At 68.9% G+C, this 21,080-nt stretch carries 21 protein-coding genes; 8 read left to right on the top strand and 13 right to left on the bottom strand.

Features of this window, described 5'->3' with window-relative positions; genetic code table 11:
• Positions 1-6: 6 nt before the first annotated feature.
• The 9 genes from D4739_RS00350 to D4739_RS00310 form a co-directional block, all read right to left on the bottom strand.
• Complete coding sequence (locus D4739_RS00350) at positions 7-192, bottom strand: Flp family type IVb pilin (RefSeq protein WP_120058633.1); 186 nt, start codon at positions 190-192, stop codon at positions 7-9.
• 177 nt (positions 193-369) lie between these two features.
• Complete coding sequence (locus tag D4739_RS00345; RefSeq protein WP_120058631.1) at positions 370-1,026, bottom strand: response regulator transcription factor; 657 nt, start codon at positions 1,024-1,026, stop codon at positions 370-372.
• A complete protein-coding gene (locus tag D4739_RS00340) occupies positions 1,023-2,606 on the bottom strand; it encodes a sensor histidine kinase (RefSeq protein WP_120058629.1) in 1,584 nt (527 codons plus the stop codon). Before D4739_RS00340 ends, D4739_RS00345 begins: the two co-directional genes overlap by 4 nt.
• A 10-nt stretch (positions 2,607-2,616) precedes the next feature.
• Entirely contained in the window at positions 2,617-3,537 is a 921-nt protein-coding gene (locus tag D4739_RS00335) for a type II secretion system F family protein (protein ID WP_120058627.1), read from the bottom strand.
• 1 nt (position 3,538) lies between these two features.
• The gene (locus tag D4739_RS00330; protein WP_120058625.1) at positions 3,539-5,461 is read right to left on the bottom strand and encodes a type II secretion system F family protein; all 1,923 of its coding nucleotides are present in this window, start codon (positions 5,459-5,461) and stop codon (positions 3,539-3,541) included.
• Complete coding sequence (locus D4739_RS00325; protein WP_120058623.1) at positions 5,461-6,957, bottom strand: TadA family conjugal transfer-associated ATPase; 1,497 nt, start codon at positions 6,955-6,957, stop codon at positions 5,461-5,463. Before D4739_RS00325 ends, D4739_RS00330 begins: the two co-directional genes overlap by 1 nt.
• Positions 6,954-8,144, bottom strand: coding sequence for a CpaE/TadZ family protein (locus D4739_RS00320; RefSeq protein WP_120058621.1), 1,191 nt, complete (start codon positions 8,142-8,144; stop codon positions 6,954-6,956). The genes D4739_RS00325 and D4739_RS00320 overlap by 4 nt, the downstream gene beginning before the upstream one ends.
• 7 nt (positions 8,145-8,151) lie before the next feature.
• A complete protein-coding gene (gene cpaB / locus D4739_RS00315; RefSeq protein ID WP_120058618.1) occupies positions 8,152-8,889 on the bottom strand; it encodes a Flp pilus assembly protein CpaB in 738 nt (245 codons plus the stop codon).
• A gap of 221 nt (positions 8,890-9,110) precedes the next feature.
• Positions 9,111-10,910 carry an AMP-dependent synthetase/ligase gene (locus tag D4739_RS00310; protein WP_120058616.1) on the bottom strand — a complete coding sequence of 600 codons (1,800 nt, stop codon included), beginning with the start codon at positions 10,908-10,910 and terminating at the stop codon, positions 9,111-9,113.
• 127 nt (positions 10,911-11,037) lie between these two features.
• On the opposite strand from D4739_RS00310, the gene D4739_RS00305 reads away from it, so the two are divergent.
• From D4739_RS00305 to D4739_RS00290, 4 genes are read left to right on the top strand one after another with little or no spacing between them, the layout of a single operon-like run.
• Entirely contained in the window at positions 11,038-11,472 is a 435-nt protein-coding gene (locus D4739_RS00305) for an SRPBCC family protein (protein WP_120058614.1), read from the top strand.
• Between the two features lie 13 nt (positions 11,473-11,485).
• On the top strand, positions 11,486-12,667 hold the full coding sequence (locus D4739_RS00300) for an ArsA family ATPase (RefSeq protein ID WP_120058612.1): 1,182 nt from the start codon (positions 11,486-11,488) through the stop codon (positions 12,665-12,667).
• Positions 12,664-13,131, top strand: a complete 468-nt coding sequence (locus D4739_RS00295; protein ID WP_120058609.1) for a hypothetical protein — start codon at positions 12,664-12,666, stop codon at positions 13,129-13,131. Before D4739_RS00300 ends, D4739_RS00295 begins: the two co-directional genes overlap by 4 nt.
• The gene (locus D4739_RS00290) at positions 13,128-14,069 is read left to right on the top strand and encodes an ROK family glucokinase (protein ID WP_120058608.1); all 942 of its coding nucleotides are present in this window, start codon (positions 13,128-13,130) and stop codon (positions 14,067-14,069) included. Before D4739_RS00295 ends, D4739_RS00290 begins: the two co-directional genes overlap by 4 nt.
• Positions 14,070-14,079: 10 nt before the next feature.
• On the opposite strand, the gene D4739_RS00285 is transcribed toward D4739_RS00290, so the two are convergent.
• Together D4739_RS00285 and D4739_RS00280 are read right to left on the bottom strand one after the other, a co-directional pair.
• On the bottom strand, positions 14,080-15,777 hold the full coding sequence (locus tag D4739_RS00285; RefSeq protein ID WP_120058606.1) for a pilus assembly protein TadG-related protein: 1,698 nt from the start codon (positions 15,775-15,777) through the stop codon (positions 14,080-14,082).
• Positions 15,765-16,181, bottom strand: a complete 417-nt coding sequence (locus tag D4739_RS00280; RefSeq protein WP_120058603.1) for a TadE/TadG family type IV pilus assembly protein — start codon at positions 16,179-16,181, stop codon at positions 15,765-15,767. The genes D4739_RS00285 and D4739_RS00280 overlap by 13 nt, the downstream gene beginning before the upstream one ends.
• A gap of 161 nt (positions 16,182-16,342) precedes the next feature.
• Here D4739_RS00280 and D4739_RS00275 point away from each other — a divergent pair, with 161 nt between their 5' ends.
• Complete coding sequence (locus D4739_RS00275; RefSeq protein WP_120058601.1) at positions 16,343-17,407, top strand: ROK family protein; 1,065 nt, start codon at positions 16,343-16,345, stop codon at positions 17,405-17,407.
• Here the strand turns inward: D4739_RS00275 and D4739_RS00270 are convergent.
• A complete protein-coding gene (locus tag D4739_RS00270; protein WP_120058599.1) occupies positions 17,404-17,823 on the bottom strand; it encodes a hypothetical protein in 420 nt (139 codons plus the stop codon). The genes D4739_RS00275 and D4739_RS00270 overlap by 4 nt on opposite strands.
• A complete protein-coding gene (locus tag D4739_RS00265; protein WP_120058597.1) occupies positions 17,823-18,593 on the bottom strand; it encodes an alpha/beta hydrolase in 771 nt (256 codons plus the stop codon). The genes D4739_RS00270 and D4739_RS00265 overlap by 1 nt, the downstream gene beginning before the upstream one ends.
• 112 nt (positions 18,594-18,705) lie before the next feature.
• On the opposite strand from D4739_RS00265, the gene D4739_RS00260 reads away from it, so the two are divergent.
• Genes D4739_RS00260 through D4739_RS00250 form a run of 3 tightly spaced genes read left to right on the top strand, consistent with a single transcriptional unit; the run spans position 18,706 to position 21,061 of the window.
• A complete protein-coding gene (locus D4739_RS00260) occupies positions 18,706-19,422 on the top strand; it encodes a lysophospholipid acyltransferase family protein (RefSeq protein ID WP_120058595.1) in 717 nt (238 codons plus the stop codon).
• Entirely contained in the window at positions 19,400-20,539 is a 1,140-nt protein-coding gene (gene macS / locus D4739_RS00255; RefSeq protein ID WP_238473445.1) for a MacS family sensor histidine kinase, read from the top strand. Before D4739_RS00260 ends, macS begins: the two co-directional genes overlap by 23 nt.
• Before the next feature lie 9 nt (positions 20,540-20,548).
• On the top strand, positions 20,549-21,061 hold the full coding sequence (locus D4739_RS00250; protein WP_120058591.1) for a flavin reductase family protein: 513 nt from the start codon (positions 20,549-20,551) through the stop codon (positions 21,059-21,061).
• Positions 21,062-21,080 lie beyond the last annotated feature (19 nt).

Raw genomic sequence — 21,080 nt, 5'->3', positions numbered from 1 at the left:
GTCCTCTCAGAGCTTGGCGTTGATCGACCCGAACGCCTCGTTGATCTTGGTGCCGAGGGTCGCAACGGCGATGATGATGATGGCCGCGATGAGGGCGACGAGCAGGCCGTACTCGACGGCGGTGGCACCCTTCTCATCCTTGCGCGGCGGGATGGTCAGCAGCTGCAGGGTGCGTACGTAGAACTCAAGCATGGAATGTCCTCCTGGTAGTTGTGCCCGCGATCTACGGGCCCCCATGTGCCGGACCCAGGGAGGTTCGGAACGTTCCGAGTCAATCGCCGAAGCCCTCCGTCCGGTATCGGACGAAGGGCTTCGGCGATGATCAATCTGGCGCTGGGGCCGCGCACTGGGGACAACCCCAGTCTTTTCTCAACTTCCCTGCATGGTGGAGAGCAACCCCAATCGCATCGCCGTGACCAGGGCCTGGGCGCGGTTCGTGGCCCCCAGCTTCTGGTAGATCCGCGCGATGTGGGTCTTGGCGGTTGACTCCGAGACATAGAGCTGTGCCGCGATGGCAGCGGTGCCCAGGCCATCGGCCAGGAGCTTCAGCACCTCGTTCTCGCGCTCGGAGAGGCGCGGCTTCTGGCTGGCTCCACCAGCCCGACGCATCATGGCGCCAGCGAGGCCAGAGGACATGAAGGTGCGCGGCGACATGGCCGCGTGCTTGGCGGCACCGACCACCTCACTGGCAGGTGCGTCCTTGCCGACGAAGGCGGAGGCGCCGGCCTCGAGAGCCGCGAAGATCTGGTCGTCCCCGGCGTGCATGGTCAGGACGACCAGGCCGATCTTGTCGTCCTGCTGCCGGATCGCGCGGATCACGTCCAGTCCCGTGCCATCAGGAAGCTGAAGGTCGGTGACGATCACGTCCGGCTTGTGTTCGTCGTACTCAGCCATGGCACGAACGACGCTGCCAGCCTGACCGACGATCGCCATGTTCGGGTCGCGCTCGAAGGCGCGGGCCAGCCCCTGGCGGATCAGCTCGTGGTCGTCGACCAGGACGACCCGGGTCTTCGGAGTGTCATTCATGACGCAATTCCCTCTCTGTCGACTGGCCCCTCCAGCCAGGTCGTGGACCCGAGGACGACGCGGAGTTCGGTGCCGCCGTCCTCGGGGCTGTGCAGCACGAGCGTGGCGCCGATGCGCCGTGCTCGCTCTCGCATGATGCGTACGCCGTGTGAGTCGTCGCGTCCCGGCTGAAGACCGCGCCCGTTGTCGGCGACCCGGACCATCGCGTCCGGTGCCTGCACGGCAATGGACACCTCGATCCGGCTCGCGGCTGCGTGGCGAGCCGCATTGTTCATGCCTTCCTGGGCGATGCGCAGCAGCTCGGCCTCGACGTCGGGGCGTAGCCGCTTGGAGCCCTCGGCGACCGACACGACGACATCGATCCCGGAGCGTGACTTGATGTGGGCGCCGAGTGCCTGGACGGTTTCGCCCAGCGTCTGGGTCGATGCCTCGTTGCGCAGCAGGAAGACCGATCGCCTGAGCTCGGCGACGACGCGGGAGAGCTCGCTCCGCAGGTCACGACACTGCTCGACCACCGCTTCTTCGCTGGAAGTCTCAGAGATCTCGTCGATCAGGTAGCCGAGTGATGCCAGGTCCTGGGCAACGCCGTCGTGGAGGTCGCGGGCCAGTCTGCGGCGTTCCTCGGCAGTTGCCTCGTCGCGCAGAGCGGTGAAGAGCAGGGCGGTGTCCAACTGGAGCGCCTCCGGTCGCAGCACCTTCACGAGATGGTCGAGCGTGTGGAGGAGTGCTCCAGGGGCCGGACGCTTGCCGGGAATCAGACCGCCGGTCAGGGCGGCAACGACGCCCGCGTCCGTCACCAGAGGAACGCCGACCCACGGGCCCGACACGACAGGTCGTCCGGTGCGGAAGACCTCCTCGAGGACATGAGTGTTGTCCGCCCCCTCGTCCGTGACGTCTCCTTCGATCAACGGGGCGAAGCCGTGTGGCGTCTCGACATAGACCACGGCGCCAGTGAAAGGCAGTTCCTCACGCGCCAGGTCGAGAATGCCGTGGCTGATCCGGACCGAGTCGAGTCCTCCGACAAGGCTCCCCGAGAGGTCGCGGAGCTGGGTGAGAAGCGCACGGGCGTCCCGATATGAGGACGACGTGTCGGGCTTGGACTCACGCGAGTCGTGGATGATCGCGGCGATCGCGCTCAGACCGACTCCGGCCGTCATCGCGCTGAACAACTGCACCCCGAGCTTGTCGGTCAGCACGAGATCGCCGCTCGCGATCACGACCGCAATTGCGATGGCCAGCTCGGCTCCGAGAACCTCGAGGCCGCCGCGCGTGCCCCGGACCAGTCCGCCGATGAAGGGGGGAATGGCCAGGGCGGGTAGCAACACCGGGGAGGTTCCTGCGGACAGCATCACGACGAAGGCGACCATGCTGGACTCCACGACCAGCGCGGGCATGGCGGCAACGCGAGGTAGGCCGTCCGCGAAGACGGCGGCCATCCAGACCGCGGCCAGCAGGATCACGCTGATGATCGCGCCGTAGTCCTGAGTGATCGCCACCGACGGGGCAAGGACCACGAGTGTGAAGACGCGGGCCGCGGCCGTGACTGAGGCATACCGCGCTCGGCGGTCTGCGGAGCTCATTTCTGTTCCCTCAGCCGAACGAACGGGCGATGCTGATCGCGGCTGGGCCGATGACCACGATGAAGAGGCACGGCAGAATGAAGAGCACGACGGGCACCATGATCTTGACGGGCACCTGCGCGGCCTTCTCCTCGGCTCGCTGCCGCCGCTTGGTCCGCATCTCCCTGGACTGGACCCGGAGCACCTGCGCGATCGGGATGCCGAATGCGTCCGCTTGCACCATCGCACTGATGAATCCTCGGATCTCCGGGATGCTGGTGCGGTCTCCGAGCGCGCGCAGTGCATCTGTGCGCCCCCGTCCGATCTGCATCTCCTGGAGAACCCGAGAGAACTCGAGAGCGACGGGCCCCTGTGTGTTGCGGGCAACCTGCTGAAGTGCTGCGTCGAACCCGAGCCCGGCCTCCACCGAGATGGTGAGCAGGTCGATCGCGTCGGCGATTTCCTTCTGCATCGTCTGATCACGCTTGAGCGCGACGTTGTACAGGAAGATCGACGGAGCGTTGAAACCGAACAGGGCCCCTCCGGCAACAAGGACAGCCGTGACCCCCCAGCCCTTGTGGAGCATGAGGGCCAGGAGGCCCGCGAAGACGAATCCGCAGATGAAGCCGAGGACCTTCCCCGTGGCCACGCGGTCCACGGTCCAGCCGTCAGGGTTGCCGGCCTTGTCCAGGCGCTGCCGGATCCGTTCGACCTGGTCGGCTCCGGTGATCCGGCGACCGATTCGCTGGAGGCGCTGGTAGAGCGGCTCCAGCACGCGCTCGCCGAACGGGCGGTCGAGCTCGCTCTTGAGCTCGTCCGGTGCATCGGTCATGGCCTGGAGGACAGCAAGGGAACGCGAGACTCCGGACCGCTCCTGAGTCATTCCGCCGACCGCGGCGAACGCCAGGAAGAGTGCTCCGAAGATGAGCAGGGCGCCGAGTGCCAGTGCCATGTCAGACCTCCACCTTCACGATGCGACTCATCATCAGCCAGCCCAGTCCGAGCAACAGGACAGCGGCGGCGAGCATGACGAAGCCGAGGCCGGTCGTGTACAGCGGCGCGATGTACTCCCGCCGTGCTACGAGCAGATACGCGGCCATGCCGATCGGCAAACCGATCAGGATGTATGCCGAGAGGCGGCCTTCAGCCGACAACGTCTTCACCTGACGGCGGAGGTAATCGCGCTCCCGCAGCGTCGCCGCCACTGTTGTCAGCAGCTCGGCCAGGTTGCCGCCGACCTCACGCTGGATCCGGATCGCCATGACCACCCAGTCGAAGTCGACGCTCTCGATGCGTTGCCCGATGCCCTCGAGGGCCGTCTCGAGCGGGACACCGAGACGGCTCTCGATGAGAACCCGCCGGAACTCGCCCGAAATCGGCTCGTTTCCTTCGTTGACGACGGCATCGAGCGCCTGAGCGAGTGACATGCCTGCCGTGAGGCTGCCGGAGATCAGCTGGAGAGTGTCGGCCAGCCCCGAGTTGAAGGCAGCGATCCGCTTCTTTCGCTTGTGCCCGAGCCACATCCATGGAATCGCCAGTCCGAGCAGGACGCCCAGCAGCATCAGCAAGACGCTGCCGTTGCCGAGCAGCAGGCCGGTGAGGCCCGCCATGATCGCGATCAGGGAATGCAGCAGGACCCACTCGGCCGGCTTCAGGGCGTTGCCCGCGGCAGCCAGCCGCTGCTCGATCCGTGCCTCGAGGCCCTTGCTGCGGTGCAGCATCGTGGCCGTCGCATCCTTCACCTCGGCGAAGTTGAAGGAAGAGGACTCGACCTTGCCGCGCACCGCCGTCGCGCCCGAGCCGAAGGCAGCGATCCGCTGCTCGACGGTGCGCTGCGTCCGGTCTGCGCCGGCCGCAGAGAAGACGGCCATCAGCAGGACCAGGAGACCGAGACCGATGGCGGCCAGCCCGCCGAACAGCACCGGCCGGGGGAGTTGCAACGCCTCCTTGGCCTCGGCGACCGTCGGTTCGTTGCTGGGAGCCGCTGCAACCCGGATCTCGGCATACGTCGAGGCAACCAGTGAGCCGCTCGCGGTCGGAAGAGCCACCGCGACCTGGGCCTCGGTTCCCTCAACGGAAGACGGGACCGTGCCCGTCACCAGGATCTGCCGGGCCAGCGATGCAGCTTCGGCGTCGAATGCCTCCGCCAGCGCCGTTGCGTCTGCCGGAATCACGGTGCCCTTGCCAGCGGTGGCCATCGACTCGAGGGGACCGAGGTCGGCGCCCTGCTGGTCGAGCGCCACCGCATCGAGGCGCACCTCGTTGTCGCTGAGGGCCGTGGTGACGGCGCTCAGGGGGGTCTTGTTGGTGTTGGCTCCGTCGGACAGGACCAGGACACTGCGCTGACCCTCGTCGCCGGACTCCTTGATCGCCGTCAGCACGCCGTCGTACAGGCGGGTGCCGTGCGCGAGCGCGAGCTTGCTGATGACGGCGCGTGCCGCGTCGCGATCGGTCGTCGGCGCGAGTGCCGTGCGGACCGAGGCGTCGAAGGTCACGATGCCGACGTTGACGTCGTCAGGGACGCTGTCCAGGAAGGTGTCGGCGGCTGTGCGGGCGGCCGTGAACCGGGCACCCTTCATCGAGTCACTGGTGTCCATCGCGAGGATCGTGGTCCGGCGCACCTGGTTCTCGGCGGCGGTGCCGGCGACGGAGGCGGTCGTGTCCACTTCCGTGCCGTCGACGGTCAGGGTGACCTTGTCGAGGTCCACCTGGGCGCCTTCGGGCACGGAGACGAGAACGCTCAGCGCGTCATCTGCACCGGGCTCGACGTGACTGATCGTGGCCTTGTCGTCAGGAGCCGCGAGGGCTTCCGCCGTGAACAGGGCAGGGGAGAGCGCCAGCACGGTGCTGGCCGCCCCCCAGAGGAGGCGCCGCATCACACACCGTCCCGAGCAAAGACGATCGGGTCGACGCGGACATTGGCGTGCAGCATCTTCTCGAGGAACTTCGGACGCAGACCGGTCGACCGAAGTCGTCCGAGGCTGACCCCGTCCTCGTCGAAGCCCAGCGAGTGGTCGTAGACGAAGATGTCCTGGAGCGTGACCAGATCGCCTTCCATGCGCTCGACCTCGGTGACGTGTGTGATCTTGCGCGAGCCGTCACGGAGGCGCGTCTGGTGCACGATCAGGTCGATCGCCGAAGCGACCTGCTCGCGGATGGCGCGGACCGGCAGGTCCATGCCGGCCATGAGCACCATCGTCTCGATACGGGCCAGGGTGTCGCGCGGACCGTTGGAGTGCACCGTGCAGATCGAGCCGTCGTGGCCCGTGTTCATCGCCTGGAGCATGTCGAGCGCGGAGGCGTCGCGGACCTCGCCGACGATGATCCGGTCCGGGCGCATGCGCAGGCTGTTCTTGACCAGGTCGCGGATCGAGATCTCGCCCTTGCCCTCGATGTTGGGTGGGCGCGACTCCAGCCGGACCACGTGGTCCTGGTGCAGCTGGAGCTCGGCTGCATCCTCGATCGTGACGATGCGCTCGTCCATCGGGATGAAGGAGCTGAGCACGTTGAGGGTCGTGGTCTTGCCGGCGCCGGTGGATCCGGAGACCACGATGTTCAGCTTGCCCCGCACGCAGGCGTCCAGGAAGTCGGCCGTACGCCGCGAGAGCGAGCCGAAGGTGATCAGGTCATCGACCGTGAACGGATCTGCCGAGAACTTGCGGATCGTGAGCGCCGAGCCGTCGATGGCGAGCGGCGGCACCACCGCATTGACACGTGAGCCGTCGGGGAGACGGGCGTCGACCATGGGGGACGACTCGTCCACCCGGCGACCGATGCGCGACACGATCTTGTCGATGATCCGGCGCAGGTGGTTGTCGTCGTCGAAGTGGGCGTCGACCTGGGTCAGCCGGCCCTTGCGCTCGACGAAGACCTTGTCCGGCCCGTTGACCATGACCTCGGTGACCTCGGGGTCCGAGAGGTACGGCTCGATCGGACCGTAGCCCAGGATGTCGTCTGTGATCTCCTTGGTGATCTGGTTGCGGTCAGCCGCGGAGAGTGGACGGTCCTGGCCGGCCAGCGCGTCCTTCAGCGTGGCGCGCACCTTCGTGGCGAGCTCCTCGGCGGGGACGTCGGCGTCGTAGAGCTGCGGTCCGAGCTGCTTGAGGAGCTCGGTGTGCACAGCAGTCTTGAGCTCGCCGAACCGGTTTCCGGTGGCGCTGACGGCTGCCCGTCGCTCGGTGAGGCTGGTCTGTGCGGGCTCCGCGATCCGCTTGCCCGCAGGCGCCGGCGGCGCGGCGGCAGGTACGACGGATGCAGACTCGACCTGCGCGGCCGGGCTGTCAGCCACAACCTGCTGTGCCAGCGAAGGCTCCGGGGCCGGGTCCTTCGCCACTGCGTTTGCCGCCTTCAGGCGGTCTCCGAGACTGCTCATGCGCCATGCCTCCGAATCCGCATGCGGCGTCCACGGGCCGCGCCTTCGGCGGCTTCGTGGAGCGCGGGATGGTGCTCGTCGCCAGTGGCCTCGGCGAGCTGGACTGCCAGTTGCCGGAAGGCCTTGCTGGCCGGGTGGTCAGGGTTCGCCAGGACGATCGGCTTGCCTGAGTTGGTGGCTGCCGCGATGTCGGTGGACGAGGGGATCGGAACGGCGATCGGCATCCCGAGGATCTGCTCGACCTTCTCGTGGTCGAGCCCCACTGCCTCGTCGGCCCGGTTGAGCACCAGGTGCCGGTGGCCCTGCGCGATGTTGAGCAGGTCGAGGGTCTCCAGCGCCACCTTGACGTTCTTCAACGTCGGCACGTCGAGGGTCGCGATGATGACGCACTCGTCGGTCTCGTCGAGCGCCTGGAGGGTCTGCTCGTCGAAGCTCGGCGCGGTGTCCACGACGACGTAGTCGAACTGCTGGCGCAGCGTGCGCAACATGCGCGAGACCAGCCGGGCGGTCACCCGGTCACGGGCATCCGGCAGGTTGGGCGCGGCGAGCACCATGAGGGAGTCCTCGTGGCGGGTGAGCAGGGACTCGACGAGAGCCGCGTCCATGCTCTCCTCGCCGCCCACGGCCTCCTCGATCGTGTGGCTCGGGAAGAGCTGCATCGTGATCGCGACATCGCCGAAGGCGAGGTCAAGGTCGACGAGGCAGACCTTGCGCGAGCCACCCTCCGCGAGGGCGAGGGCAAGGTTCACCGAGGTGGTGGTCTTGCCGACACCTCCCTTGGGCGCGAAGACGGTGATCAGCTGACCATGCGGCCCCGAGGAGCCCTGGCCGCTGAACGCCTGGTGCAGCTGGTGGGCCCGGCTCACGGCGGCCCGGATGCCGTTCGCGTCGTCGGTGAGGACGACGTCGCGGCAGCCGGACTGCATGGCGCGGTAGAGGACCTCGGTGTCGATGTCCTTGCGGACCAGCACGACGCTGGTCATGGGTCGGGTCAGGCGCAGGCTCTCGCAGGTCGCGATCGCCTCGCTCAGCTCCATGCCGGGGCCGATGACCACGGCGTACTCATCGGGGCGGTGCGCGAGCCAGGCGGTGAGCCGCTCGGCGCCGTCGACGGCGTGGGATCCCGGGGGCAGGGCCCGGGACAGCGCCTCGACGGTGCCCGGGTCGGATTCGACGATGACGGGCATCAGGACCTCACTGGAAGAGATTCTGTTCGGCCACCCGGGGGGTGTTTCCGAGATCCGAGTCCTTGTTCACCAGGGCGAACGAGATCTGGCCGTACGACGAGGCCCAGAGCAGCTGTTCGGCCTGGCGCTGCGTCACCGCGAGCGTGACCAGCGTCTGGGGGATCGGCGCCGTGGTCGACTCGCCGTCCTTCGACGTGGTCGTCGAGGTGATGGTGGACGTTCCGCCGACACCGAGCACGGTGATCGGGCTGATCAGTGTGTGGGTGTAGCCGGCGCCGTCGTCGCCGATGGCGACCAGGACGGCCACCTCGGAGCCCGGAGTGACGAAGCCCGAGACCCGGGCCGCGTCGGTTAGGTTGACCGAGACCGCGACCTTGCCCTTCGGAATGGCGAGCACCTTGGCGGTGACATCGACATCTCCGGTGCCGCCCCACTTCGCGCTGATGACCTGCTCGCCGACGTAGATCGGCGTGAGCGCGACCTTGCCGTCGAGCCCGTTGAGGTCGGTCTGCGCACCGGTCAACCGCACGTTCTGCGGGACGTCGCGCTTCTCGAACTTTCCGGCCTGTGACGCCGCGGTGAAGGACTCGCCTGCGGCGATGTCCTGCGTTGCGACAATGACCTTGACTGTGTCGAACTGCTCCTGGGCTCGTCCTTCGGCACCGCGCACGTAGAGCCACACCAACATGGTTCCCAGCGCAGCGACGACCGCCGCCAAAATGAGCAGAATCTTCCTACGGTCCATGACACCTTCTTCATTGGTGAAATGAACGGACGCCCCGAGTTCCCTCCCAGACCCGTCCGCCTGCAACTCCCTCCCGAGTTGCGTGCATCACAATGCACCATCCGGCGGGGTCGGGAGTGCGGACCCCCTACATATGGTCATTTCGGACTAGGCCGAACCCCAGTCGGCTAGTCCTCCAGCGGCTGGGGCCAGGCCGGTCGGGTGACACGCCCTCACGGGCGTCAGCGCGCGTAGAGCGCGGTGACCTCGTGCCGGAACTCGCGCATCACCACGTTGCGCTTCAGCTTGAGCGAGGGGGTCAGCTGACCGCCCTCCTCGGTCCAGTCCTCGGGAAGGATCACGAACTTCCGGATCGACTCGGCCTGGGAGACCGCCTTGTTGGCGTCGTCGACCGCCTTCTGCACCTCGGCACGGAGATCGGGGTCGTCGACCAGGTCCGCGATGTCCGCGCTCTTGCCGTGCGCCTCGGCCCAGGTCGGGAACGAGTCCGTGTCGATCGTCACCAGCGCGGCGATGAACGGCTGGCCGTCTCCGACGACCATGCACTGGCTGATCAGGTGGTGGGCCCGGAGCCGGTCCTCGAGGACGGCTGGCGCGACGTTCTTACCGCCGGCCGTCACCAGGATCTCCTTCTTGCGGCCGGTGATCCGCACGAATCCCTCGTCGTCGACCTCGCCGACATCACCGGTGTGCAACCAGCCGTCTGCCTCGAGTGCCTCACGGGTGGCGTCCTCGTTGCCCCAGTAGCCCGCGAAGATCGTGCCACCGCGGAAGAGGAGCTCACCGTCGTCGGAGACCCGGACGGCCGTGCCGGGCAGGGGGCGTCCGACTGTGCCGATCTTCTGCGCGTCGGGCAGGTTCACGGTCAGCGCTGCGGTCGTCTCGGTGAGGCCGTAGCCCTCGAGCACGCTCACCCCGATGCCGCGGTAGAAGTGTCCGAGTCGGTCGCCGAGTGGTGCACCACCCGAGATCGCGTAGGCACACTGCCCCCCGAGAGCCTCGCGGACCTTGCCGTAGACGAGACGGGAGAAGAGTGCGTGCCTGGCAGCGATCCGGGCAGGGACGCGACCACCCTGAGAGCGATCCTTCGCCTGCGACCACGCGATCGCGGTCTCGGCAGCGCGTTCGAAGATCTTGCCCTTGCCGTCGGCGGCTGCGCGCTGCGACGCGGTGTTGAAGAGCTTCTCGAAGACGCGGGGGACCGCCAGGACGAAGGTCGGCTGGAAATCGCCCAGGTCGGCGACCAGGTTCTTCACGTCTGCGGAGTGGCCCAGACGCACGCGGGCCTGGACACAGCCGACCTGGATGATCCGCGCGAAGACGTGCGCAAGCGGAAGGAACAGCAGCGTGGACGCTCCGTCGGCCTGGAAGAGCCGGTCGAGCTCGCTCACGGCGACGCCGAGCTCGGTCTGGAAGTTGCCGTGCGTGAGCATGCAGCCCTTGGGTCGGCCGGTCGTGCCGGAGGTGTAGATCAAGGTGGCCAGATCGAGCGGCGTCGCCGTCGTACGCCGCCGCTCGAGCTCGGTGTCACCGACCCCGGTGCCCAGCATGCTCAGCTCGGCGAGGGCGCCGTTCTCGATGCTCCACACGTGCTCCAGGTCAGGTGTGTCGCCGCGGACCTCGGCCACCTTGGCCTGCAGCGCGGCACCCTCGACGACGACAGCGCGCGCGCCCGAGTCAGCCAGGATCCAGCCGACCTGCTCGACCGACGAGGTCTCGTAGATCGGGACCGTCACCGCGCCCGCGAACCAGATCGCGTAGTCGAGGACGGTCCACTCCCAGCGGGTCTTGGAGAGCAGCGCGACGCGGTCCCCGGGCTCGATGCCGACGGCGATCAGGCCCTTTGCGACGGCGCTGATCTCTGCGAGGAAGTCGGCGGCGGTGACATCGATCCAGCCGTCCCCACCGCGGCGCGACAGCACGGGCGCGGAGGCGTGGTCGCGGGCGTTGGCGACCACGGCGTCGGTGAGGTTGCCGACCCGGGGGATGTCGACGGTCTGTGGCGTCGAGAACTCGCGCACGGGGAACCTCCAGTTGAGCGGCGCACTTGTGCTGTCGGGGCACGTTACCGGCCGTCGGGCGCGCACCGGTATCCGGTACGCTCGCGTCCTCAGCCCAGCAGCAGCCCGCTTGTGAGGGGAACACCGCATGGCCGACCAGACCACCTCGACGATTCTTGTCGAGGCGCCGCCTGCCGCGGTCATGGCAGTGATCGCAGACTTCCCCGCGTACCCGTCGTGGGCCAAGGGCATCGTCCGGGCCGACGTGCTCGCCAGCCAGCCCGGCCAGCGGGCCGACAGGGTGCACTTCGAGGTCGACGTCCCGCCGATCCGCGACGAGTACACGCTGGCCTATACGTGGGTCGACGACACCGCGGTGACCTGGACGCTTGCCGAGGGCAAGATGCTGAAGGCCCTCGATGGCGCCTACGAGCTGCGGGCCGTCGACGGTGGCACCGAGGTCGTCTACCGGCTCTCTGCCGAGCTGGCGATCCCGCTCATCGGCATGCTCAAGCGCAAGGGCGAGAAGATCCTCATCGACACCGCGCTGAAGGGGCTCAAGAAGCGCGTCGAGTCGCTCTGAGCGCCTGACTGACGTGCGGATCCTGCTGTTCACCGGCAAGGGTGGGGTGGGCAAGTCCACTACTGCCTCTGCGACGGCCGTGCTCGCGGCGTCGCGCGGCCAGCGCACGCTGGTCCTCTCCACCGACGCGGCGCACTCCCTGGCCGATGCCTTCGGCACGCCCATCGGATCCACGCCGACGCTCGTCGCCGACAACCTGTACGTCGAGCAGGTCGACGCCCAGCGCCTCTTCGAGGACTCCTGGGCCGACATCCAGAAGTACCTGCTGAGCGTTCTCGACGCTGCCGGAGTCGATCCGGTGGCGGCCGAGGAGCTGACCGTGATCCCGGGCGCCGAGGAGGTGCTCGCGCTCCTGCAGCTGCGCAAGCACGTGCTGTCGGGGGACTGGGAGACGATCGTCGTCGACTGTGCGCCGACCGCGGAGACCCTGCGTCTGCTGGCGCTGCCCGAAGCTCTCGGGTGGTACATGGACCGGGTATTCCCGTTCGGCCGCCGGGCCGTGAAGGCGTTCCGGCCGGTGCTGACCCGCGCGGTCGGTGTACCCATGCCGGAGGACACGACCTTCGACGCGATCGAGCGGTTGCACGCCGAGCTCGAGGAGTGCCGCCAGATCCTGTCCGGCCCGGACGCGAGCGTGCGACTGGTGCTCACGCCCGAGAACGTCGTCCTCGCGGAGGCGCGACGCTCCTTCACCACGCTCTCCCTCTACGGCTACCGGGTCGACGGTGTGGTCGCCAACCGGATCTTCCCGGCACCGACCGATGACGAACCCGCTGACAGCTGGCGTGCGGGCTGGGTCGAGGCGCAGGCGAAGGTGCTTGCCGAGGTCGAGCAGTCGTTCGCTGGCCTCCAGCTCTGGCGCTCGGAGTACCGCACCGGCGAACCGGTGGGTGTCGCTGCACTGCAGAAGTTTGCTGACGACGTGTACGCCGGGACCGAGCCGCTGGCTGCCCCCGTCGGGCCGGGGCCCCTGAGCGTGACGCGCACCACCTCTGGGGCGCTGCTGAGACTTGCTCTCCCCTTCGTGGGCCGGGGTGAGGTTGACTTGGCCCGACACGGAGACGAACTCGTTGTGACCGTCGGGTCCTATCGCCGGCTGTTGTCGCTGCCCGCAGGGCTGGCGCGGCACCAGGTGACCGGGGCCCGCGTCGATGACGGGGCGCTCCAGGTGCGGTTCGAGGAGAAGAAGTCATGACGGATCAGGAGCGTCCCGACGCGGGTGCCGCAGCGGGTGCTGCAGGCGACCCCGAGGTCGGCTCCGTCGCGGAGGAGACCGCGAAGCTCCTCGGTGCGCTGTCGGGCTGGGCGAAGGAGCACGGCGGCGACCTCGGTGCCGGCGTCAACGACCTCGCCGCAGGCGCAGCCTCCGCGTTCCACGACGCCAGCAGCCACATCGGCAACGGTGACGACTGCCGCTACTGCCCGCTCTGTCGCGTCGTCAACGTCGTGCGGAACACCAGCCCCGAGGTGCGCACCCACCTGGCACTCGCCGCCGCCAACATCGCGCAGGCAGCCGCTGCGGTCCTGGCCACCGCTGCGCCCGACGAGCAGCGCGCCGCTCGCAAGGAGCCGGTCGAGAAAATCGACCTTGACGGCGGTCCCGACCTCGACGGTGCGGCCGAGGACGACTTCGGCCCGTTCGAGGGTCCCTTCGGATGAGCCTGACCATCGGCGTCGACGTCGGTGGCACGAAGATCGCCGCTGGAGTCGTGAGCGACTCGGGCGAGATCCTCGCCGAGCTGCGCACGGAGTCACCGGCGGACAGCGTCATCGAGATCGAGGCCACCATCGCATCGCTCGTTGCTGAGCTGCGCCTCGCTCACGAGGTCACTGCAATCGGAGTGGGAGCCGCCGGCTTCATCGACAACAGCCGCTCACGCGTGCTCTTCTCGCCCAACCTGGCCTGGAAGGACCTCGACCTCCGCTCGGACCTCGAGCGACTGACCGGGCTCCCCGTCGTGGTCGAGAACGACGCCAATGCTGCGGCGTGGGGCGAGTTCACCTTCGGAGCGGGCGCCGATGCCGAGGACCTGCTGCTGGTCACGGTCGGCACGGGAGTCGGCGGCGGCATCGTGATGGACGGCGAGCTGGTGCGGGGCGGCTTCGGCGTCGCCGCCGAGATCGGTCACATCCGCCTGGTTCGGGGTGGCATCGAGTGCGGGTGCGGCCTGCTCGGCTGTCTCGAGTCCTATGGCAGCGGCACTGCCCTCGTGCGCCAGACGCAGGAGGCAGCCGCTGCCGACCCGTCTGCCGCGGCCGCGCTGCTGGAGGGCGCCGGTGGTGATGTCGAGGCGATCACCGGTCCGATGGTCACCGAGGCGGCGCAGGCGGGCGACCCGTTCGCCGTTGCGCGCCTCGTGGAGCTCGGGACCTGGCTGGGGGAGGGCATCGCAAGCCTCGCCTCGGTCCTCGACCCGGGCGTCGTCACCCTCGGCGGCGGCGTCTCCGCGGCCGGTGACCTCCTGCTCGTGCCGACCCGAGCGTCGTTCCTGGCCAACCTGACCGGCCGTGGGCACCGCCCCGAGGCCGACTTCCGCCTGGCCCGGCTGGGCAACAAGGCCGGCATGATCGGCGCCGCCGACCTCGCCCGGCGCTGATCGGACTGTCTCAGTCGATCAGTCGAAGGATCGGCTTGCCGACACCGAGGTACGGCGACACATCGCCGTCGGTGCTGCCCGGCAGAGCGTGCCAGTTGAAGAAGATGACCTTGACCTGGTCGATGTCGTTGCCCTGCACGTGGAGATCGCTGAGGAACGCCGGCCTGAAGTCGATGATCGAGTAACGCTCGCTCGCGCCGCGGGTGGCGTCGGCGGTCAGCACCGGCACCCAGAAGAACCGGGGCGAGTCGAAGATCTCCTGCGTGAGGACAGCACCGCCGTTGTAGGTCGGCGAGGTGATCGCGGTGACGGTGCCTGAGGTGAGGAAGCACTCGAGTGTGTCGCCGTTGATCGTGCTCGGCCCGCGGTGAAGCGGGTTCGCGATCTTCGGGCCACAGACCGCGGGTGCGTCGAGGCGTCCAGGCGTGCTGCCCACTCCCTCGATCAGGCCGGACGCGGCGTCGTTGGCGGAGAGGCCCGGGTCGGTGCCCACGCAGTTCGTCCCGGCGCGCAGTCGGTCTGGCTCCTCGGACTCGACCGCAGGGTCAAGCGGCGGGGCGGGGAGACCAGGGGTGCAGTGTCCGGTCGAGTCCGCTCCCTCGTGCACGACGAGGGAGAGCGGGTCGTCGAAGCCGTCTGCAATGTTCATCGAGAGGTTCGACCCGGACGGGACGTCTGCACGGGGCAGCCGGAGGGTGCCGAAGTTGCCGTCGCTCGAACCCGCGTCGCACTCGAGCTGGGCGGCGCCGACCCGGAGCGGCCTGGCATCCCCCTCGGAAGACCACTCGCCCGGCGGTGGTGCTGCGCCGTCCTCGACCAGGTAGACCCGCACCCACCACACGTCCTCGACACTCGCGACCGCAGCGGGGATGGCCGGGATCTCGGCGAAGTAGGGGTCCCACACCGCAGGCGGGGTCGGCGCAGTCACGTTGACGACGTGGTGAGTCGTCCCGTCGTTGAGGAAGAAGCCGATCTTGCTCACGTGATACGCGGGCCGCTGGCCCTGTGCGTCGATCGCGAACTTCTCACCCGTGACCCGGAGCATTGGCCCGGGGCCGGTCGAGAGCGGGATCGCGGCCGGTGACGGGCTGGTGATCGACCAGAGCTCCGCGGCGCTGTCGTCGGCACCGAAGGCGAGATTGTCGTGGGTCGAGCTGACGTGTCCGGTCGACGGATCGGTGAGGATCTGCTGGCCGTAGTCGCAACCAGCAGCGGCGTACATCGGCATCGAGCCGTTTCCTGGGGAGAAGATCTGCACGGTCGCGCTTGCCTGGACGTCCTTCTCCTCTGCCTGTCCGATGGCACCGGCGAAGCCATAGTCCACGGTGGACGCGGGCGCGGTGACCCTCAGACCCTTGCCCGTGATGATCTGCACCTCGCCGTCAGCCAGGTCGCCGTTCACGAGCTGGCTGGTCGTGACACAGCTGGTGCAGGTCCCGTTGACGGGCTGGTTGAAGTTCAACGACTTGGCGACCGCCGCCAGCACGTCGGGCGAGATCGCGGACGGATTCGACGACTTGAGCTCGTGGCCGCCGGCGAGAGCCGCGAAGTCGGCTTGGCCTTGCACGTCTGACTTCCGGGAGAAGGCGTTGCCCAGGTCGACCGCCAGAGCTGAGATACCGAACATCACGACGGTGAGCAGCGCGAACAGGACCGAGTAGGCGCCGCGCTCGTCCCGCGCTGAGCAGGCCCGCCTCAGGCCTTGCATGAGTCGTCCACAGCGAGCGCCTGGGCGTCGACCTCCATGCGAGCGTCGTACGTGCGGGTGACGGTTGTCGGCAGGCCGAACCCGAAGAAGTCGATGTTGAGGTCGGCGTCGGCCGTCACCGTCACCACGATCGGGTCGCCCACCTTGAGCGTGGCGGGGTTCGGGCTGACGGTCGTGGCGGTGACCCGGCTGCCCTGCTTTGAGGAGAAGGCTGCGTAGTCCGCCCAGCAGTCGCCCACGACCACACGCCGTGCGGTCTCACGCGCGGCGCTGTTGGTGTACTCGGCGGTCCACATGTACCAGCCGAACTGGATCGTTCCGAAGACCAGGACGAAGAAGAGCGGTGCGATCAGGGCGAACTCGACGGCCGCTGCGCCGCGTTGATTCCTGTCTCGTACTCGCATGTCCCCGTGCCCCACTTCCCCAGCAACTGAACTTCGACGCTATGAGGTCAAACGACCATCGGGAGGTCGGGTGAGGTCACACCACCCGCGCGCACTGGGGGAGTGGACCACTTGGGCCATCCGATCCCGGGGTTGCCCCAGTGTTTGCCACACTGGGGCCCGTGGCTGAGGAAGCGGTCTGGGTCGGGGTCGATGTCGGGGGCACCAAGGTGCTCGCGGGTGTGGTGGACGACCGCGGTCGGGTCACCCGCACCGCACGGCGTACGACGCCTGGACGGCGGGTCGATGCCCGCATGGTCGAGGACGCGTTGACCGAGGCGGTCCTCGAAGCCGCCGACGGCCACCCGATCGCCGGCGTCGGTGTCGCAGCAGCCGGCTTCGTCGACGCGGCAGGGGAGCGGGTGCGGTTCGCGCCTCACCTGCCCTGGCGTGACGAGCCCGTCCGTGCCCGGCTGGCGGCTCGCTGGCGAGCGCCGGTCCTCCTCGAGAACGATGCGACCGCTGCTGCCTACGCAGAGGCCACCTATGGCGCCGGGCGAGGAAGCGATGACCTGCTGATGGTCACCCTCGGCACCGGCATCGGTGGCGGCATCGTCCTGGGTGGCCGACTGCATCGCGGAGCGGGTGGCATGGCCGGCGAGTTCGGCCACATGCGCGTGGTGCCCGACGGTCTCGAGTGCCAGTGCGGCAACCGCGGGTGCTGGGAGCAGTACTGCTCCGGATCCGCCCTCGTGCGCTACGCGCGGGCAGCGATCGGGGTGCGGCCGACCGTCCTCGAGGAGATCTGTGGCGGCAACGCGTCGCTGCTGACCGGCCCGATGGTGACCGACGCGGCGGAGAGCGGCGACCTGGTCGCGCGCGAGGCGTTCATCGAGGTCGGCACCTGGCTCGGGCACGGCCTCGCCGATCTGGTCGCGGCCTTCGATCCGGGCTGCGTGGTCGTCGGTGGCGGGGTCTCTGCTGCAGGCGACCGACTCCTCGAACCGGCTCGGCGCGTGCTCGATCGCGCGCTCGTCGGCGCAGGCCATCGGACGGTCCCGCCGGTGCTGGCCGCCGCGCTCGGCCCCGAGGCCGGGCTGATCGGGGCTGCCGCCCTGGTCCGGACGGACGAGCGCCGCCGCAGGCGCCGCGTGGCACGAGGCGCCGGCATGCAGGCAGGCGCACCGGTCGTGCGCCCGCGCTGGCTGCCGATCCGCACGCGTCGCCCGCGGCGCACGCCGCGCTAGACGACCGCGCCGTCGTCGCCGGGGTCGCGCGGCCCCGACTTCATCGTCGCGATCAGGAACGCGAACCCGCCGACGAACCACACGATCAGCAGCGTGCTGGCCCAGTCCGGCATGCGCCAGCCGAAGATCAGGAAGACCAGGAGCAGCGCAGGCGCCCCGAAGACGCCCAGCAGGGCGATCAGCCGCGGCGGCTCGGGCATCGCCACCCGCGGCGGAACGGGAGGCACGAAGCTTCCCTCGTCCTCCCAGGGCACGGGATTCCAGGGCTCGGGGTTCCAGACGTCGGGGCTCGGGGCGTCCGCTGAGGGAGCCGTCTCAGCAGCCGGCACGTCCTCGGACGCCGGGTCCTCGGCGTACCTGTCGACGATGTCCTTCCAGACCTCGTCCTCGTCACGGTGCTCGTCACGGGGGGTCATCAGACGGCCGCATGCTCCCGGAGGAACGCGAGTGAACCCTCGAAGATCGCCGGAGCGTCGTTGTCCAGAGTGGCGACGTGGAAGCTGTCCGTGAGGGGGACCTCACGAGCGTCCGCAGAAGCGACGGATCCCAGGATGATCCGGGCCGAGCTCGGGTCCACGACGTGGTCGACCGTCGAGCGGAAGAGCAGCAGCGGTGCCTTCACCTTGCCGAGGTCGGCGCGCAGCGCCTTCCAGCCGGCCAGCAGCGAGGACAGGGCCCGGAGCCCCACCTTGGGGTAGCCGTACTCGTCGACGCCCTTCTTCTTGATGTCGTTGCCGATGCCGGGGAGTCCCTTGACGACGTGCTTCAGCACGGGCAGGGCGAGCAGCTGCTTGTTGGTGGAGTTCACTGCGGGATTCACCAGCACCAGCCCGGCAATGTCGCCCGGGCGGTCGGCGGCGAGACGCAGCGCGAGCCCGCCGCCCATCGAGAGGCCGCAGACGAACACCTGCTCGCAGGACTGCTGGAGGCGGACGAAAGCGGCCGTCAGCTCGGCGTACCAGTCGTCCCAGCCGGTCGAGTTCAGGTCCTGCCAGGTCGTGCCGTGGCCGGGCAGGCGAGGCATTTCGACGGCGTACCCGTGCTCGTTCAGGAACTCGGCCCAGGGCCGCATCGAGAACGGAGAACCGGTGAATCCGTGACTGAGCAGTACGCCGATCGTGCGGCCGCCGGTGAGCTCCGGGCGGGCGATGGCAGACCAGGGACGGGCGGGGTCGAGAGTGTCCACGAGACGAATACTGCCGCAACCCTGTCTACGGCGACGACCGACCGCGCGATCCGGTCCCCGGTGCCACTAGGCTGAGGGTCGTTCAAGCGATCGGTTGGCGCAGGAGGCACGCGTGTTCTACCACTTCCTCAAGTACGTGGCGATTGGTCCGATCCTGCGCTTCGGCTTCTGGCCGAAGGTCTCCGGCAAGGACAACGTGCCCACCGAGGGCGGCGTCATCCTCGCCGGCAACCACCTGTCCTACTTCGACTGGCTCTTCGTGCCGCTGTCGCTCCCGCGCATGGTCCGCTACGTCGCCAAGGCGGAGTACTTCGAGGGCCCCGGCATCAAGGGCTGGCTGCAGAAGCAGTTCTTCACCGGCACCGGCAACGTGCCGATCGACCGCTCGGGCGCCACAGCCGCCGAGGGCGCGATGATCACCGCCAAGCGGATCCTCAACGAGGGTCACATCTTCGGCATCTACCCCGAGGGCACGCGTTCGCACGACGGGCGCCTGCACAAGGGCAAGGTCGGTGTCGCCGTCATGGCGATCGAGACCGGCTGCCCGGTCGTCCCCGTCGCGGTCATCGGCACCGACGTCCTCGCGCCGTCGGGCAAGGTCTTCGGCAAGTGGACCCGCCCGATCATCAAGTACGGCACGCCCCTGGACTTCTCGCAGTACGCCGGGCAGCAGGGCGACAAGGCCGTGCTCCGCAAGATCACCGACGAGATCATGGTCGAGATCCAGAAGCTCTCCGGCCAGGAGTACGTCGACATCTACGCCGCCGAGGCCAAGAAGCAGGCCCGCGGCGAAGGTCACGGCAAGGGTGGCGACCGTAAGGCCAGCTGATGCCGTCGAGGACGGCATGTTCCGGGCGCTGCGGTGGCTGCGCCTGGTCGTCACGCTCAACCTGATCTTCTTCAACCTTGCGGTCCGGGCGGACTTCGCCCATCCGGTCGCGGCGCTGGTGCTGGTCGCCGGGCTGGTGGCCTGGACGCTCTTCGCCGTCTGGGCGTACGCCGCGGCGCACCGCCGCACGCGGCTGCTGCTGAGCGTCGACCTCGCCATCTCCGCCGGCGCAATCCTGGTGTCGCCCTGGCTGAAGGAGTCGGGACCGCACGCCACCGTCCCCGGCTTCTGGGTGATGGTCGTCGTGCTCGCCTGGGGCGTCCACTGGCGCTGGACCGGTGGCCTCGTGGCGGCGGCAGTGGTCTCGGCCGCCGACATCTCGACGCGCCTTCCTGACATCACCCAGGCCCACTACGGCAACGTCTTCCTGCTGATGATCGGCGGCCCGCTCTTCGGCTACCTGTGCGGGTCGCTCCAGCGCGTGGCGGCCGAGCGTGACGAGGCGCAACGCCTTGCTGCGCTGGCACATGAGCGTGCCCGGCTGGGCCGGGCGGTCCACGACGGCGTACTCCAGGTGCTGGCGATGGTGCAGCGCCGCGGGCCCGAGCTCGGCCCTGAGGGGGCGGACCTCGGTCGCCTCGCGGGGGAGCAGGAGCAGGCTCTGCGGGCTCTGGTCCACGTCACCGAGACCGCAGGGATTGCGCGCGACGTGGGCACGCTCGACGTCTCCGCGCTGCTCTCGCAGGTCGCCCACCGCGGCTCGCCCCAGGTCAGTCTCGCCGCACCCGGTCACCCGGTCTTCCTCCCGGGGGCGGTGGCCGTCGAGCTTGTCGCTGCAGCCGCGGCCTGTCTCGACAACGTCGCTGTCCACGTGGGTGAGTCCGCGCACGCCTGGGTGCTTCTCGAGGACCTCGGCGACCGCGTGGTCGTCAGCGTCCGCGACGAGGGCCCGGGCATCCCTTCCGGCCGCCTTGCCGCGGCAGAGGTGGACGGTCGTCTCGGGGTCTCCCAGTCGATCTGCGGCCGGCTGACCGACATCGGTGGCACGGCTGAGCTGAGCACCGGCGCGCACGGGACCGAGTGGGAGCTCAGCGTCCCCGCCCCGGGCTCGCCCTAGGCTGCAGGCGTGACCATCCACAGCGAGCACCCGTTCCTCGAGCCGCACTCGTCGCGCGACGCGGCGCGGCGGCTCCGTGGCCGGCTGGGCGGCACGGTGAGCCTGTGGACCTCGGGTTCGGGGGCCGATCGGGCTGGGCTCACGGTGTCCAGCCTGATGGTGGCGGCCGGGGAGCCGGCGTACGTCGTCGGGCTGGTCGATCCGGACTCGGACCTGCGCGACACCGTCGAGGAGTCAGGTGCGGCCGTTGTCCAGCTGCTGCGCTGGGAGCACCGCCAGCTCGCCGACATGTTCGCCGGTCTGACTCCGGCCCCGGGCGGCGCGTTCAAGCAGGCGGAGTTCGTGGACACCGCCTGGGGCCCGCGGCTCTCCGACGCCACGTCGTGGGCGGGTGCGTCCCTCGAGTCGATCACCGAGCTCGGCTGGTCGGCGCAGGTCGTGATGCGGCTCGACGAGATCCACCTGGGCGACGAGCCGGATCCGCTCGTCCATCGGCGGGGTCGCTACCTCTCGCCGAGCTGAGCGGGCTACGGTCCTTCTC

Source organism: Nocardioides cavernaquae (genome assembly GCF_003600895.1).
GTDB classification, from domain to species: domain Bacteria; phylum Actinomycetota; class Actinomycetes; order Propionibacteriales; family Nocardioidaceae; genus Nocardioides; species Nocardioides cavernaquae.
This window is presented reverse-complemented; position numbering and strand designations above follow the sequence as displayed.